Annotated in this window: 13 protein-coding genes; 9 read left to right on the top strand and 4 right to left on the bottom strand. The window is 54.3% G+C overall.

Going from position 1 to position 12,862, the window contains the following annotated elements:
- Positions 1-10: 10 nt before the first annotated feature.
- Entirely contained in the window at positions 11-1,660 is a 1,650-nt protein-coding gene (locus tag QMQ05_RS12330) for a bifunctional 3'-5' exonuclease/DNA polymerase (RefSeq protein WP_345470408.1), read from the bottom strand.
- Between the two features lie 240 nt (positions 1,661-1,900).
- Here QMQ05_RS12330 and QMQ05_RS12325 point away from each other — a divergent pair, with 240 nt between their 5' ends.
- The 7 genes from QMQ05_RS12325 (at position 1,901) to QMQ05_RS12295 (ending at position 6,386) form a co-directional block, all read left to right on the top strand.
- Positions 1,901-2,869, top strand: a complete 969-nt coding sequence (locus QMQ05_RS12325) for a hypothetical protein (protein WP_345470406.1) — start codon at positions 1,901-1,903, stop codon at positions 2,867-2,869.
- The gene (locus tag QMQ05_RS12320) at positions 2,866-4,113 is read left to right on the top strand and encodes a TadA family conjugal transfer-associated ATPase (RefSeq protein ID WP_345470404.1); all 1,248 of its coding nucleotides are present in this window, start codon (positions 2,866-2,868) and stop codon (positions 4,111-4,113) included. The genes QMQ05_RS12325 and QMQ05_RS12320 overlap by 4 nt, the downstream gene beginning before the upstream one ends.
- A gap of 131 nt (positions 4,114-4,244) precedes the next feature.
- On the top strand, positions 4,245-4,790 hold the full coding sequence (locus QMQ05_RS12315; protein ID WP_345470402.1) for a type II secretion system F family protein: 546 nt from the start codon (positions 4,245-4,247) through the stop codon (positions 4,788-4,790).
- A complete protein-coding gene (locus QMQ05_RS12310; protein WP_345470400.1) occupies positions 4,787-5,317 on the top strand; it encodes a type II secretion system F family protein in 531 nt (176 codons plus the stop codon). Before QMQ05_RS12315 ends, QMQ05_RS12310 begins: the two co-directional genes overlap by 4 nt.
- Positions 5,318-5,454: 137 nt before the next feature.
- Entirely contained in the window at positions 5,455-5,637 is a 183-nt protein-coding gene (locus QMQ05_RS12305) for a DUF4244 domain-containing protein (protein WP_334121776.1), read from the top strand.
- 3 nt (positions 5,638-5,640) lie between these two features.
- Entirely contained in the window at positions 5,641-5,976 is a 336-nt protein-coding gene (locus QMQ05_RS12300; RefSeq protein ID WP_345470396.1) for a TadE family type IV pilus minor pilin, read from the top strand.
- The gene (locus tag QMQ05_RS12295; protein ID WP_345470394.1) at positions 5,973-6,386 is read left to right on the top strand and encodes an Rv3654c family TadE-like protein; all 414 of its coding nucleotides are present in this window, start codon (positions 5,973-5,975) and stop codon (positions 6,384-6,386) included. Before QMQ05_RS12300 ends, QMQ05_RS12295 begins: the two co-directional genes overlap by 4 nt.
- Positions 6,387-6,388: 2 nt before the next feature.
- Here the strand turns inward: QMQ05_RS12295 and QMQ05_RS12290 are convergent, their stop codons facing one another.
- Positions 6,389-8,719, bottom strand: a complete 2,331-nt coding sequence (locus tag QMQ05_RS12290; protein ID WP_345470392.1) for a DEAD/DEAH box helicase — start codon at positions 8,717-8,719, stop codon at positions 6,389-6,391.
- 100 nt (positions 8,720-8,819) lie between these two features.
- The gene (locus QMQ05_RS12285) at positions 8,820-9,476 is read right to left on the bottom strand and encodes a GNAT family N-acetyltransferase (protein ID WP_345470390.1); all 657 of its coding nucleotides are present in this window, start codon (positions 9,474-9,476) and stop codon (positions 8,820-8,822) included.
- 164 nt (positions 9,477-9,640) lie between these two features.
- On the opposite strand from QMQ05_RS12285, the gene QMQ05_RS12280 reads away from it, so the two are divergent.
- A complete protein-coding gene (locus tag QMQ05_RS12280) occupies positions 9,641-10,540 on the top strand; it encodes a rhodanese-related sulfurtransferase (RefSeq protein WP_345474738.1) in 900 nt (299 codons plus the stop codon).
- Positions 10,541-10,603: 63 nt separating this feature from the next.
- On the opposite strand, the gene QMQ05_RS12275 is transcribed toward QMQ05_RS12280, so the two are convergent.
- On the bottom strand, positions 10,604-11,182 hold the full coding sequence (locus QMQ05_RS12275) for a GNAT family N-acetyltransferase (RefSeq protein ID WP_345470388.1): 579 nt from the start codon (positions 11,180-11,182) through the stop codon (positions 10,604-10,606).
- A gap of 73 nt (positions 11,183-11,255) precedes the next feature.
- On the opposite strand from QMQ05_RS12275, the gene QMQ05_RS12270 reads away from it, so the two are divergent.
- Positions 11,256-12,845 carry a DUF7059 domain-containing protein gene (locus QMQ05_RS12270; RefSeq protein WP_345470386.1) on the top strand — a complete coding sequence of 530 codons (1,590 nt, stop codon included), beginning with the start codon at positions 11,256-11,258 and terminating at the stop codon, positions 12,843-12,845.
- Positions 12,846-12,862 lie beyond the last annotated feature (17 nt).

Raw genomic sequence — 12,862 nt, 5'->3', positions numbered from 1 at the left:
GCCCATGTTCCTATTTAGCGTCGGCATAATTTGAGGAAATGGCGACGCTCACCGGGAAGTGTGGTGAAGCAGCGCCAAAGAGGGTCCGGCCGGCAAGCAACGCCGCGTGCGCGATGAGTCGTTGAAGTTGATCGGCTAATTCGTTGGGGCATTCAAAGACAATTTCGTCATGCACAAAAAATACCTGCCGGCATACCTCACTCCACCCGGCCTGATGGATCAGGTGGCGGGCATGGCCCATCCATACCAAAGCCCATTCGGCAGCCGTAGACTGCACGACAAAATTCCGGGTGAAACGCCCGCGCGCCCGAGCAGCAGCATCGGCAGCTCGCTGGCTTGCCTCATCCGCGGTATCCCGTTGAGCTCTCATCCACTGCTCGTCAGCAGGAGGACAACCTCGTCCTAGGAAACTTCGAACTCCTTCTCCCTGTTGTCCCGCTGTTGCTGCCTGCTCCACAAAACGCATCGCCGTAGGAAAACTCTTGGTCAGTGCCGCTCCCACCGCACCACTGGCACCACCTCCGCCGCCATAAATCACGGAGAGCATACCCAGCTTGGCTTCTTGCCTGGTCGATACCAACTTGGCGTCCAAGAGCCACTGGTACAGGTCATCCTGCGCTCCGGCTTGCTGCAACTGCTGATCATTGGAAATTGCGGCAAGAATTCGTGGTTCCAGCTGTCGCCCATCGGCCACGACAAAGGTTCGGCCAGGCCCGGTTCGCACCACCTGGCGGATGGCATGAGGTAACTGCAAGGCGCCACCACCTGAGGCTGCCCAGCGTCCAGAGACCACCGTGCCCAAAACATAATGAGGGTGGAAACGAGAATTTTTCACCCATTGATCCAGCCACACATCGCCATGTGCGCTGGCAAGACGAGAGAGTTTCTTATACTCCAAAATTTGTTCAATGAGCGGATGCTTGATCTGTTCTAGCTCCCAGGCACGCACCGAACGCACTGCAAAACCTGCCTTATGTAAGGCCTTGAGCAGTTCCTGCGGGGAATCGGGATTCAAGCCAGGTGTCTTCAAAGCTAAAGCCAGCTCTTGAGCTTTGAGCGCCAACTTTGGAGGCCGTGCATACTCTGAGACTCGTTCACCGAGCTGCTCTCGGAGCAAGGCCCGATGCCCAGCTTCATCCCATGAAAGACCTGCATGTTCCATTTCGCAGGCGATCAGCGCACCCACCGATTCGGCGTGAATCAGTAATTCAAGGCGTTTGCGGGCCACCGGATCTTGGGGCAATGCCTGACGCTGTTGTGTGTACAGCTGGATAAGGTCCTCCAATGAGTCCCCGAAAGTTGGGGCGTCAAAGAGGGCATCTTGGTTGAAATGCTCTGTGGTTGTCTCAGAATGTTCAAGATCAAAATCGGGTATTTGTTTACCAGCCAACGGGGAGCGGTGCATGATCCGCTGCGCGAGGGACAGCACATGCGCTTTGGCGAGATATACGCCTGCGCTGAGCAACGGTGGCATCCACCCACTGGTACGTAGCATGGCCCAGCGAGGCTCAAATTCTGCTTCAATACTGGCAACTGTTGTCGCAAAGTCTTCGCGAGAGACGTGTACAAGGGGCCTTAGTCGTTGTGCCGACCCATGGTCGCGCAGATCGATCAGTGCGTAGCCATCGGGATCAGTCGCTAGAAAGGCAATGGCACTCATAACTACATTGTGCCGTGTCTTAAGCAGATATCCCCATTCGGTCCACTAGCTCCGCCCTCCCCAGTACACAGATGCCACGCTCAATAAATGAAATGGCTAACTGACACTCCATCGGCGATTGAGCCGAAGAAGAATACTCGTTTCGTGGTCACTGGGTTAGAAGACCTCAGGGCCGTCTTGCCCACGGAACAAGTTGCCAGAACCGAAAACGGGTCTGTTGACGAACCCCTATGCACAATAGTGAGCGGTGATCCACGCATCGTTGAATTATGTGCGGCTATTGCCGTCGGCGCGGCAGTACGCATCATTCAATGTACCGACCCAGATACGTTAGAGGCTGACATTGCCGGGCCCGTGCTGTGGGGAAGCGATATGGCTGAAGAAGCACACAACGACAAGCATAGGGTCGACGTCTTGGTCGGGCTTGAATCCGCAGCTAGTGGATTGTGGTCATTGGCCAGCAGATTCCCTCAAGCGCGAGTGGCTTTGCTACCTTCAGCCGGACAATGGCTCGGGGAATACCTTGGGCTGTGGGCCATGCGCGCCGGCCATGGCCACACCCTATCTTTGGGCGCCACCGCAGGCGGACTCGGAACTAGCACTCTTGCACTACTACTTGCCCACGCCGGAACGCTGAGTGGATTGCACAGCATTGTCATTGATATGGATCCACACTCTCGTAGCTTGTGGCCCAGGGCTACGAAACGGCCGCCAACAGGAATTGGTTGGGAAGAATTACGACTCTCTGGTGGAAGACTCGCCGCGCATCAATTAGCCGAAACCTTACCCCGAATAAGCAATACCTCTGTGCTGACTTGGTCGCAATCTAACGAGCATGACTTAGTAGAAGAACAACTGATGATTCGGTTACTGGCAGCTGCACGCCAAGGTTTTGACTTCGTAGTTTTAGATTCGGGGCGTTTTCCGCATCCGCAACAAACAGTGATTAATCAATTCATTGATCGGCAGGTATTCACTGCCAGTAGTTCTGCCCTTCCACGCCACGGCGAAGTGGTGCTCTGTGGGGAGCAGCGCGCGCGTTATGAAGCAAACATTGGCGTAGAAATAACTGGAGCATTCCCCTTTACTTCTCGCATCATCAAGGCGGAGCATCGTGGTGAACTATTCGATTGTTTCAAATCTCGCGGTCTGCGGCAGTCACTAGCTAACCTTTGCCTGCTTCCACAAGTTCAAGGGCAAATCTCATGAGCACAGCACGGCACAGCAAAGATAGTGGCGCGATCTCCACAGGGCACATACTCAACGCAAAAATTTTGGAATCCGTGCGGGAACGAGCATTGCAATCGGGAGGTCAACTCGACGCGATCGCTTTGGCCGGCGCAGTACACGACTCTGGAGTAACTTTGGGGTCAAAGGGTGCCGCCGAATCGTTGGAGACACTACAAAATGAAGTTGCGGGGCTATCAGTTTTAGAACCCTTCGCGAGAATCCCAGACGTCACCGACGTCCTTGTAGACGGTCTAGGGCAAGTTTGGACGGATTCACCGCGCGGTTTGGAGCTGATGGAGTTCAAGTTCGCTTCGGCTGAACGGGTAAGAGAATTGGCGGTCCATTTGGCTACGCTGGCAGGCCGACGCCTTGATGCAGCCAGTCCATTCATGGACATGAGTCTGAAAAACTATCGCGTACACGCGGTGCTTCCACCCATTGCCACCCAGGGGCCACTGATTTCGATTCGCGTAAAACATACAAGCCGGCTCAACCTCGAAGAAGTCTTACAGTTTTCGCTTCCGTTTTGGAATCGGCTTCTGCACGCCGTAATTCAAAAACAAATGAACTTCTTGGTCACTGGAGGAACGGGCAGCGGAAAAACAACGCTGCTTCAAGCAATGCTGGCGCAAAGCGACCCGCAACAACGACTGGTGGTGGTGGAAGACTCGCAGGAACTCCAAATCAATCATCCACACTCCGTCTCCTTGCAAACCCGCTCGGCGAACGTGGAAGCTGCCGGACTCGTACAACTGAAAGACCTCGTCATTCAGGCCCTACGCATGCGCCCAGACCGGCTCATAGTCGGAGAGTGCCGTGGGGAAGAAATTAGGGACTTTTTAGCAGCGATGAATACGGGCCATCAGGGCGCGGCCGGAACACTGCATGCAAATAACCCGGCATCGGTGCCCGCGAGACTTGCTGCGCTGGGCGCTTTGGCCGGTTGGAGTGTTCAAGCAACTTCCTTGCAAGCATCTAGCGCCTTAGACCTTGTGATTCACATGAGTCGTGGCGAGCACGGAAAACGCGGGCCAGTGGCTTTGGGCTGTCTAGAAACTGACGGGTCGGGACATATGGCCATGCGAACGCTCATTGACTTGAAGAGCCCCGAGCCAGTGACGAATCAGGATCAGCAGATTCTGGAACGTAAATTTGGTTCCGCTGTGGTCGCAGAATTACTGGCTCAGGTAGCTTGCCTCATCAATGCAGGAGAGCAATCATGATGATTCTGCTGCTCAGTGCCGTCGCACTTTACCTCTGGCTACCTAATGCTCGGAGTGCGAGGAATTTTTCGACGATCAGTTGGAAGAGCTGGCGAAATATTCATAGACCCGCACATCAGGAGAATCATTCCTTGAGCGAAGATGCGCGAGTAATTCGTGAACTCTCCGCCTTGCTTCGTAGCGGATTGAGCTTTCACCCCGCGGTAGACGCCCTGCTAGATGTGGAAAGCGATTCAGGAAATATTGTCCAGGCTCTCAAAGATCTCCAAGCAACACAACGATTGAACAACCAGAACGGTAACCGACAGGGAGAAGCAGCCCGGACCGAGCACTCAGCCGTGCAGCGTTTGCACTGGTGTTTACAGATTTCACAGCGAAGTGGCGCAAGCTTGGCCGAAGTCCTTGAACGTCTCGCCGAAGATTTGGAATCAGCCTTAGTCGCCCAGCAGTCTTTTGACGCTGCGATGGCAGGGCCAAAGGCCACGACAAAACTGCTCACCTGGTTACCACTGGTCGGTTTTGGCTTTGGTCTGCTTGTTGGGATCGACGTTCTGGGTACATTGGTTTCCTCATGGGCCGCGCAGCTGAGCGTCGCAGTTGGAGCCGCGCTCTGGGTCGCCAATAGGGTCTGGTGCCGACGTTTGATGCTTTCAACTTCAGCTCAGGCCCTGTCATGATTCTCCTGATCCTTCTATGTGCTGCGCTCGCCGGAGCATTAGCGGTCGGTGCAGGATCATCAGTTCAAGCTTCACGACGTGCCAACGGCGTTCAACACAAAGATAAGCATCAGCCCCAGCCCATCGAATTGGTGCTTGATCTGAGCGCTAGTCTCTTGGATTCGGGTATGCCAATCACCGAAATTCTCGATCTGCTAGGCAGCAGTATCGAACAGTGCAGAGTGTTACGCAGTGTCGCCCGGTGCTTAGAAATGAACCTGTCGTGGGACAAGGCGTGGGAAGCGGCGCCTGCGTGGTTGGGTCCATTGCAGAAAGCATTACTTTTTGCCCATACCACCGGCGCACCAGCGGCGGCTCTCTTACGCAATACTGCCGCCTTGCAGCGCCGAGAACACACTCAAAAAGTGGCTCGGCTTGGTGCGCAGTTCGGTACAAGACTTGTTCTTCCCTTAGGCGCCTGCGCCTTGCCAGCGTTCATCGCGTTGGGGGTTGTACCGCTAATTATTGCGCTGTTCCCCAGCATGTAATGTCCAGTGCCTGGCTCTATGGGGTTATACCCAGATCGTCATGAATTGGAACTGCAATAACCGCAAGTGCTCGACAGTGAAGATATCCCGTCAACGGCACTGATGCCACTGACAAAATTTCGAGAAAGGCCAAAACAATGAACCGACAATTCCGCGAGATCATGGACCAGCTCAGTGATGAGCAAGGTTCAACTACCGCCGAATTCGCAATGGTCACCCTAGCTGCCGTGGCATTCGCCGGTCTGCTGATCAGCATCCTCTCCAGCGGCGACGTTCGTGGAATGCTGATGGGCTTGATCACCAAAGCTTTGTCGCTGTAGGTCATGAAGCTCAGCGATGAGAGGGGTAGCAGCACCGCAGAATTTGCGGTGCTGTTACCCGCGGTCGCACTGATGCTCTCCCTGTTGTTGTGCTTTGGTGCGCTGGGGATTCAACAAATACAGGTACAACAAGCCGCAGGAGCCATGGCTAGGGAACTGGCTCGTGGTGAGGATCAGGCAACTGCCAGAGCCAGTGGAGTGAGGTTAGCGGGTAATAAAGCTAACTTCGCGATTGCCAATGGTGGCGGTTATTCAAAAGTTACCGTCCGTAAATCGGTTCAATTACCGATTGTTGGAAGCATCCAAATTCGTGGTGAAGCGAGCGTGGCTGTCGAATGAAGCAACAGATTTCGCGACTCAAGTCTGAACGCGGCAGCGGTACGGTGGTTACCACCGCCCTAGTGATTGTTGCTTTGCTACTGGCCGGAGCGTTACTTGCTTGGGTCGCTGCCGTGCACGCTGCAATGACTGCTGCTGCAGCGGCCGATTTGGCAGCATTGGCTGGGGCGGACACGGCACGCGGGCTGCGCGAGGGAAATCCTTGCAATGTCGCATCCTCCCTTGCCCAATCGAACAACGCGACGCTTGAATCCTGTCTTGTGGAAGCCGACGGTCAGACGGTAATAGTGTCTGCCAGGGTTCCCATATCTTTCCACGCCTTGGGGCTGGAACTGTATGCGGCGACGGCCAAAGCCCGTGCTGGGGCGCCACCGCTGGATCAGGCCGAGTCCGGCGGGACGAACGAATAGATTTAACGGTGGTGGCGAGGTTCTACATCGTCCAAGACGGCGCTGAGCAACAAAATCGCGCCCGCCTTATCCAAGGGATTATTGCGGTTGCCGCATTTTGGAGATTGAACGCAACTCGGGCAACCGCTTTGACATTCGCAGGATTCGATAGCGTCCCTCGTTGCTCGCACCCAGTCAGTGAAGCGTTCGAATCCTCGCTCGGCAAATCCGGCTCCACCAGGCTGAGCATCGTAGACAAAGATCGTTGGGTGCCCAGTGTCCATATGTAAAGCGGTGGAAACACCGCCAATGTCCCAACGGTCACTGGTTGCTACCAAGGGCAATAATCCGATCATTGCGTGTTCGGCAGCATGCAAGGCGCCCGGAAACTGATCCACAGTGAGTCCGGCTCGGATAAGGCGTTGCTCGCTAATGGTGAACCAGATGGATTTGGTATTCAGATCACGGGCTTCAAGTTCCAGTGGTTCCTCTGAAAGCACCTCATTGGAAGCAAGAGACTTTCGTTGGAAGGACACGACCTGGGTCGTGACGGTGACTTCACCGAAATGTATATTCAGATCGCGGTGGTTGCTTTCTCGTTCCTCGGCGACGACCGCAACGGTGGTTAGATCTCGTGCGGTGGTGTAGTAGTCGGGATTGACTCGTGTTACTAGTACTACGTGGTTTTGTTCATCGAGTTCTTCCACGTGATAGCTGGCACCCTGATGAACGTAGATAGCTCCGGGATGAGCTTGGTAATGAGTTTGTGGTGAATCCATGGTGCCCAGTAGAGCACCAGTTTCGGCATCGATGATATCGACAGGACCACCGCCATCAGCGCGGATGGAGAACATCGCTGCGGCATGTTGCGGGTGGGTCCAGAACCATCCGGCTGGACGACGTCGCAAATAGCCACGCTGCACGAGAGATTCCAACAGTTCTTCGGTGTGTGGTCCAAAGTGCTCAAGTTCCTCTGGCCGTAGCGGAGACTCTTGGGCCGCCGCGCAGAGATGGCCACTGAGCACATATTTATTGTGTGGATCAAAAACGGTAGCTTCAACACCCAAATCGAAAATGGCTTCCGGGTGATGGGCAAGATAGGTGTCTAGTGGATCTTCTGCAGCGACAAATATTGCCAATGCGTCCTGACCGGAACGCCCTGCACGACCAATTTGCTGGAAGAAGGAGGCGCGAGTTCCGGGCCACCCTGCCACAACTACAGCGTCCAAGCCGGCGATGTCGATACCCAATTCCAAGGCGGAGGTGGAAGTAACGCCGAGAAGCTCCCCGCTACGTAGCTGCCGTTCCACCTCTCTGCTTTCATTGGGTAGGTAGCCAGAGCGATAAGCAGCTAGTCGTACGGAGAGTTCCGGGGCGAAACGTTCTAGATGTTTCCGAGTTAGCGAAGCGATGGTTTCGGCGCCACGACGCGACTTGATGAACACAATGGTCCGGGTGTGATCAGCCATGAGATCAGTAAGGATCGAAGCGCTTTCTGCGATGGCAGTGCGTCGGATCGGTGCCCCGTTTTCTCCTCGATGTTCTGTCAGAGGAGGTTCCCATAAGCCGATGACTAGTTCACCACTGGCAGAGAAATCGTGGGTCACCGCTTTTGCCGGGGCACCGATGAGACGGCCAAATGATTCTTCCGGGTCTGAGCTGGTGGCGGAGGCCCCGATAAAAATGGGGGAGTTGCCGTAGTGGGCGCAGATTCTGCGTACGCGCCGCATCAGGTTAGCTACGTGAGCTCCAAAGACGCCTCGATACGAGTGGGCTTCATCAATGATGATGTAGCGCAGCCGTTTGAAGAATCGCGACCATGCCGGATGGTTCGGCATGATTCCACGATGCAGCATGTCCGGATTGGTGAACACGAAATTCGCGTGCTGGCGAACCCATGCTCTGGTTGCTTGGTCGGTATCCCCATCGTAGGCAGCAGCACGCACCCCGGGGACATCTAGGCTTTGTACCGCGGCGAGCTGATCAGCGGCGAGCGCCTTAGTTGGGCAGATATATAGCACTGAGGCGGCCGAGTCCGCATCGTTAAATCCACTATCTCGAGACTTAAACAGGATGTCCAAACTTGGCATCAAATAAGCCATGGACTTTCCTGAAGCAGTGCCAGTGGAGACGATGGTGTGTTGGCCCTCATGAATGAGATTGGCGGCTTGGGCCTGATGCAACCAAGGGCGCTGAATACCCAAGGCTTGAAAAGTTTGTACTAGTTCATTGCTGAGCCATTGTGGCCAATCGCTGGTGATTTCATCCTTGGCCGGTCGAGAACGCCGGTGAATGACAGCGTCGGGGTCATTAGTCCGGTCGTACGGATCCAATAGAGAACGTACTGACTTCACGTGGACGCCTTTCGGAACCAAGAATTACTGAAGTTAAAGACTATCGCCGTACCCAACGGTTTGTTGCGTTGGGTACGGCGATAGGAAAACTCTAGAAGGCTTAAGCCTTGAACATCACGACTTTACCGAGCGAAGTCCAGCCCAATGATGCGTACAACTGTTGCCCATCTACAGAGGCGATTAGTAGTCCTTCATCAACGTCATGTTCCTGTGCTAGAGAAGCCAGGGCACGCATGATCAAAGTACCTAGACCACGGCGACGGAAATCTGCTCCGGTGATGATTCGATCAAAAATGGCGAAGCCATCTACTGCTGAAACATGTCCTGAAGCCGCAACAACTTCTTGCTTGTCCTCAGGGTGAAGCGAAACATATGCGTGGGTGCCATCGCGTTCAATCTGGAAGACAAAGCCGTCTGCTGGCAGTGGGACCTCGACGTCATGTACCGCCAATTCGGTGACCATAAGTGCTTCGTCATCGGCCGTGACCTGCAAGCCAACTTCGTTGGCGATTGAGACTAGGTTTTCTGCCGAATCGTCGAAAGCTGTAAGTCGACGGTTAGGGTGCTTTTTGAGGGTCTCGGCGACCGCTGCTAGTTCCTCTTTTGACGGGCCGTAAATAACGTATTCCCAGTCTTCAGTGGTGTCGTGACGCAGGGCAGCATGGACTCGTCCCTCATTGCGAGTTTCATAGCCACGGGCTCCTGCCCAGCCGGTTACCCAGGTGCCGATCAGTTCATCGCTTGCGTTTGATGCCATATTTTGACCCTACCTTGTCTTTCCTAGGAATTTGCTGACATTGAACTAATCGTTGCCTAGTTGAAACTCTTGGACAACCGGAGTACTGGAAAATTCGGGAGAAATCAGTGTGACGTTGCTCTTTTACTCGGCGTTTCGCGCCCAAAAGCTACTAACATTGTATGGTGGCCATTCATCGCATTGTTCTGTATTACGCATTTACTCCGCTCCCAGACCCGGAAGCTATTCGCTTGTGGCAGCGTTCATTATTGGAACGTTGGGGACTGCGCGGACGAATCATCATCTCCAAAGACGGCATCAACGGTACCGTCGGTGGCGAGATCTCAGCCGTCAAAGCTTACGTCAAAGCTACGCGCGAGCTACCTGCGTTCAAAAAGATGGATATCAAGTGGTCCGAAGGATCCGCTGAAGACTTCCCTCGTATCTCCGTTAAGGTTCGCGATGAGATTGTTACTTTCGGCGCACCGGGCGAACTTGAAGTTGATGAGAACGGTGTAGTCGGTGGCGGTACGCACCTGCGTCCCGAAGAACTGCATGAATTGGTAGACGCCAAGAAGAAGTCCGGCGAAAAGGTTCACTTCTTTGACGGACGCAATGCTTTTGAAGCTCAGATCGGTAAGTTCAAGGACGCTATCGTCCCTGATGTTGACACCACCCGCGATTTTGTCGCAGAGCTCGACTCAGGCAAGTACGACCACCTCAAAGACCAGCCAGTGGTTACCTATTGCACCGGAGGCATCCGCTGCGAGGTGCTTTCTGCATTGATGGTTAAGCGTGGCTTCCAAGAGGTTTACCAGATGCAAGGCGGTATCGTCCGCTACGGCGAAAAGTATGGTGACGAAGGCTTGTGGGAGGGTTCCCTCTACGTATTCGATAAGCGTATGCACACCGAGTTCTCCGACAAGGCCGAGACCATCGGTAAGTGCGTCGGATGTGAAGGCCCCACGAATAAGTTTGAAAACTGTTCGAACCCAACATGCCGCAACCTACGACTTTTCTGCGAGGACTGCGCGAAGGACGAAACCCTTCGTCGTTGCCCAGATTGCAGCAGCGTCGACGCCTAAATAAGCGTTGAGTACTTAGCTCGGCATCACCCTTCAAAGAGGGTGATGCCGAGCTTTTTTGCGCTATGTAGTTGGTTGTGGCCACAATCCCACGGAAGCATCACGCACTTGAGAATCTTCGACTTCGGTGCGGTAAATTTTCAGTCCCCTGGCTTGATAATTCGGCAAGGCTGCGGGTCCATCGAGAGAACAGGTGTGAAGCCATACGCGCGCTACGGCTGGCAGCTGTGGCCACCGAGAGTGTAGTTCCCACGCTCGTTGAAGCGCTTCGGTGAGCATTACTGCTCCCAGACCATGACCGGTAGCTTCTGGGAAGAGGCCAAAGTAAAAGATTTCTACGTCGCTCGCGGTGGCTGTGGAGGTGGTGACCAGCTCAAAATAGCCTTTGGGTGAGCCATCGATGTACAGAACCCAAGTTTCTGATCCGGGGCGTCGCAAAACTTCGTCCCACTGAGCGCGAGTTGAATCCAACCGATCCGCCCAATTCAATTCACTGCCAACGCTTTGGTAGAGGAATCGAGAAAACTCGGGGCTAATCTCGGCCGCCAGCTCAATACGGGCATTGCTTGGCAAAGACCTGGTGGAAGGGATGACCTCACTGGGGCTTAGCTGCTGAAGATAGTTAACCGTCACTTGAGTCATGTCCATATCCTAATCTTGGCTGTGCGTCCTGACCTATCTGTTGACGGTTGCGTGACTAGGTAGAATTGAGACTGTGAATGCTGCTGAATTTTCTGCCCTGGACCAGACCCCGCAAAGTGCCGACCAACTGTTGCTTGACCTGCTTGAGAAGGACTTGAGCAATGTTGGCTACCGCTACGACAACGTCGCCCAGTTACTAGGCGAAGAAGCAGCTGCAGCCTTTGCTCGCGATCAGATTCACCCTGCATTGCGCATTCTTGATCGACAAAAACCAGACACCCCGTTGGTTACCGTGGTACGCCTATTTCAATTGGGCCAGACTGTAGCCAAGTCAGCCATAAACCTTGCGTTTAGTGAGCTGAAAACCGAAGGCTTGCTGAAGCTCGGATTGATAGAGGCGTGGGCCGATGGATTCCGTGCGACTGTGGCCTTGGCGCTGCACTCATCTGACGCCGACGGAGAACTTTGGGTTGCCCATGATCTTGGGGCGCACCAGCGCCCAGGGGTGCTGCGAACAGATCACGTGTTGGGTATCGGGCAAGCATCGCTGACTTTGGCACAGCTAACCATCCGTGCCGAGGTTGACCGCGCCTTGGACCTTGGTACCGGTTGCGGCATTCAGCTCTTTCACTTGCTGTCCCACGCCCAACATGTGACCGCCACGGATCTGTCCAAGCGGGCCTTGGGATTTGCTCGTTTTAACCTTTTGCTGAACCACCGCGTACTCAAGCTGGATCCGAAAAACCTTGAGTCTCGTGTCACGTTGTTACAGGGCAGCCTATTTGAACCGGTCGCCGGTGAGCGCTTTGACTTGATTGCCAGTAATCCTCCGTTCGTGATTACTCCGCGAAGTTCCACCGAGCGCGCAAAAGATCGATTCACTTACCGTGATGGTGGGATGGCAGGGGATCGCCTGGTTAGTACGCTCATCGAGCAAGCTCCGGAATTCTTGAATCCCGGGGGCTCGATGCAAATGCTCTCTAACTGGGAGATTCCTCGCCTAGATGACGATTCCAATACTGCTTGGGATGTACGAGTTCGCCAGTGGTTTGGTGATGAGCTTGATGTCTGGGTCATTGAACGTGAGCAGACTACCCCCAGTGGATATGCCGAGACGTGGCTTCGTGATTCTTCGCAGACTGAAGATCAAAACTCCTACGTTGCTGCCTATAACGCGTATTTAGACGATTTTGAATCACGCAATGTCGCAGCTATTGGCTTCGGACTGGTGTATTTCCGCCGCCCTGTGGGACAGGAAGCGGTGATTCAAAGCTACGAACAAATCACGCATCCTGTTGAACAGCCTCTGGCGCCCACCCTGCAGCGTGATATCGCTATGGCTGACGAGCTGGCTCGGGCGGGAGAAGAATTCAAACAATGGCATCTGCTTGTTGCTGATGATGTCACCGAAGAACGCCACCAGCGTCCCGGTGCGGAGCACCCAGGGGTGATTCTGTTGCGGCAGGGCGCAGGGCTGCGCAGGACCGAATTACTTGATACTGCACAGGCTGGATTCGTTTCTGCTTGTGACGGTGATTTGTCCGTGTTTCAGCTAGTCAATGCGCTAGAATCGTTGATCGGAGAAGGGCAGGAAGACTTCGCAGATCGGCTTTATGAAGCGGTGAAACGTCTCTTGCTACATGGCATGCTTCGTAAAATGTGAAACAAGCGCTAAAGTTT

The organism is Glutamicibacter sp. B1, from assembly GCF_039602135.1.
GTDB classification, from domain to species: domain Bacteria; phylum Actinomycetota; class Actinomycetes; order Actinomycetales; family Micrococcaceae; genus Glutamicibacter; species Glutamicibacter ectropisis.
The sequence above is the reverse complement of the archived record's forward strand: the minus strand, read 5'-3'. Positions and strand labels throughout refer to the sequence as shown.

Coding starts and splice junctions, on each gene's coding strand:
- QMQ05_RS12330 (WP_345470408.1), bottom strand. CDS start 1,660: ATGAGTGCCATTGCCTTTCTAGCGACTGATCCCGATGGCTACGCACTG.
- QMQ05_RS12320 (WP_345470404.1), top strand. CDS start 2,866: ATGAGCACAGCACGGCACAGCAAAGATAGTGGCGCGATCTCCACAGGG.
- QMQ05_RS12310 (WP_345470400.1), top strand. CDS start 4,787: ATGATTCTCCTGATCCTTCTATGTGCTGCGCTCGCCGGAGCATTAGCG.
- QMQ05_RS12305 (WP_334121776.1), top strand. CDS start 5,455: ATGAACCGACAATTCCGCGAGATCATGGACCAGCTCAGTGATGAGCAA.
- QMQ05_RS12300 (WP_345470396.1), top strand. CDS start 5,641: ATGAAGCTCAGCGATGAGAGGGGTAGCAGCACCGCAGAATTTGCGGTG.
- QMQ05_RS12295 (WP_345470394.1), top strand. CDS start 5,973: ATGAAGCAACAGATTTCGCGACTCAAGTCTGAACGCGGCAGCGGTACG.
- QMQ05_RS12285 (WP_345470390.1), bottom strand. CDS start 9,476: ATGGCATCAAACGCAAGCGATGAACTGATCGGCACCTGGGTAACCGGC.
- QMQ05_RS12275 (WP_345470388.1), bottom strand. CDS start 11,182: ATGACTCAAGTGACGGTTAACTATCTTCAGCAGCTAAGCCCCAGTGAG.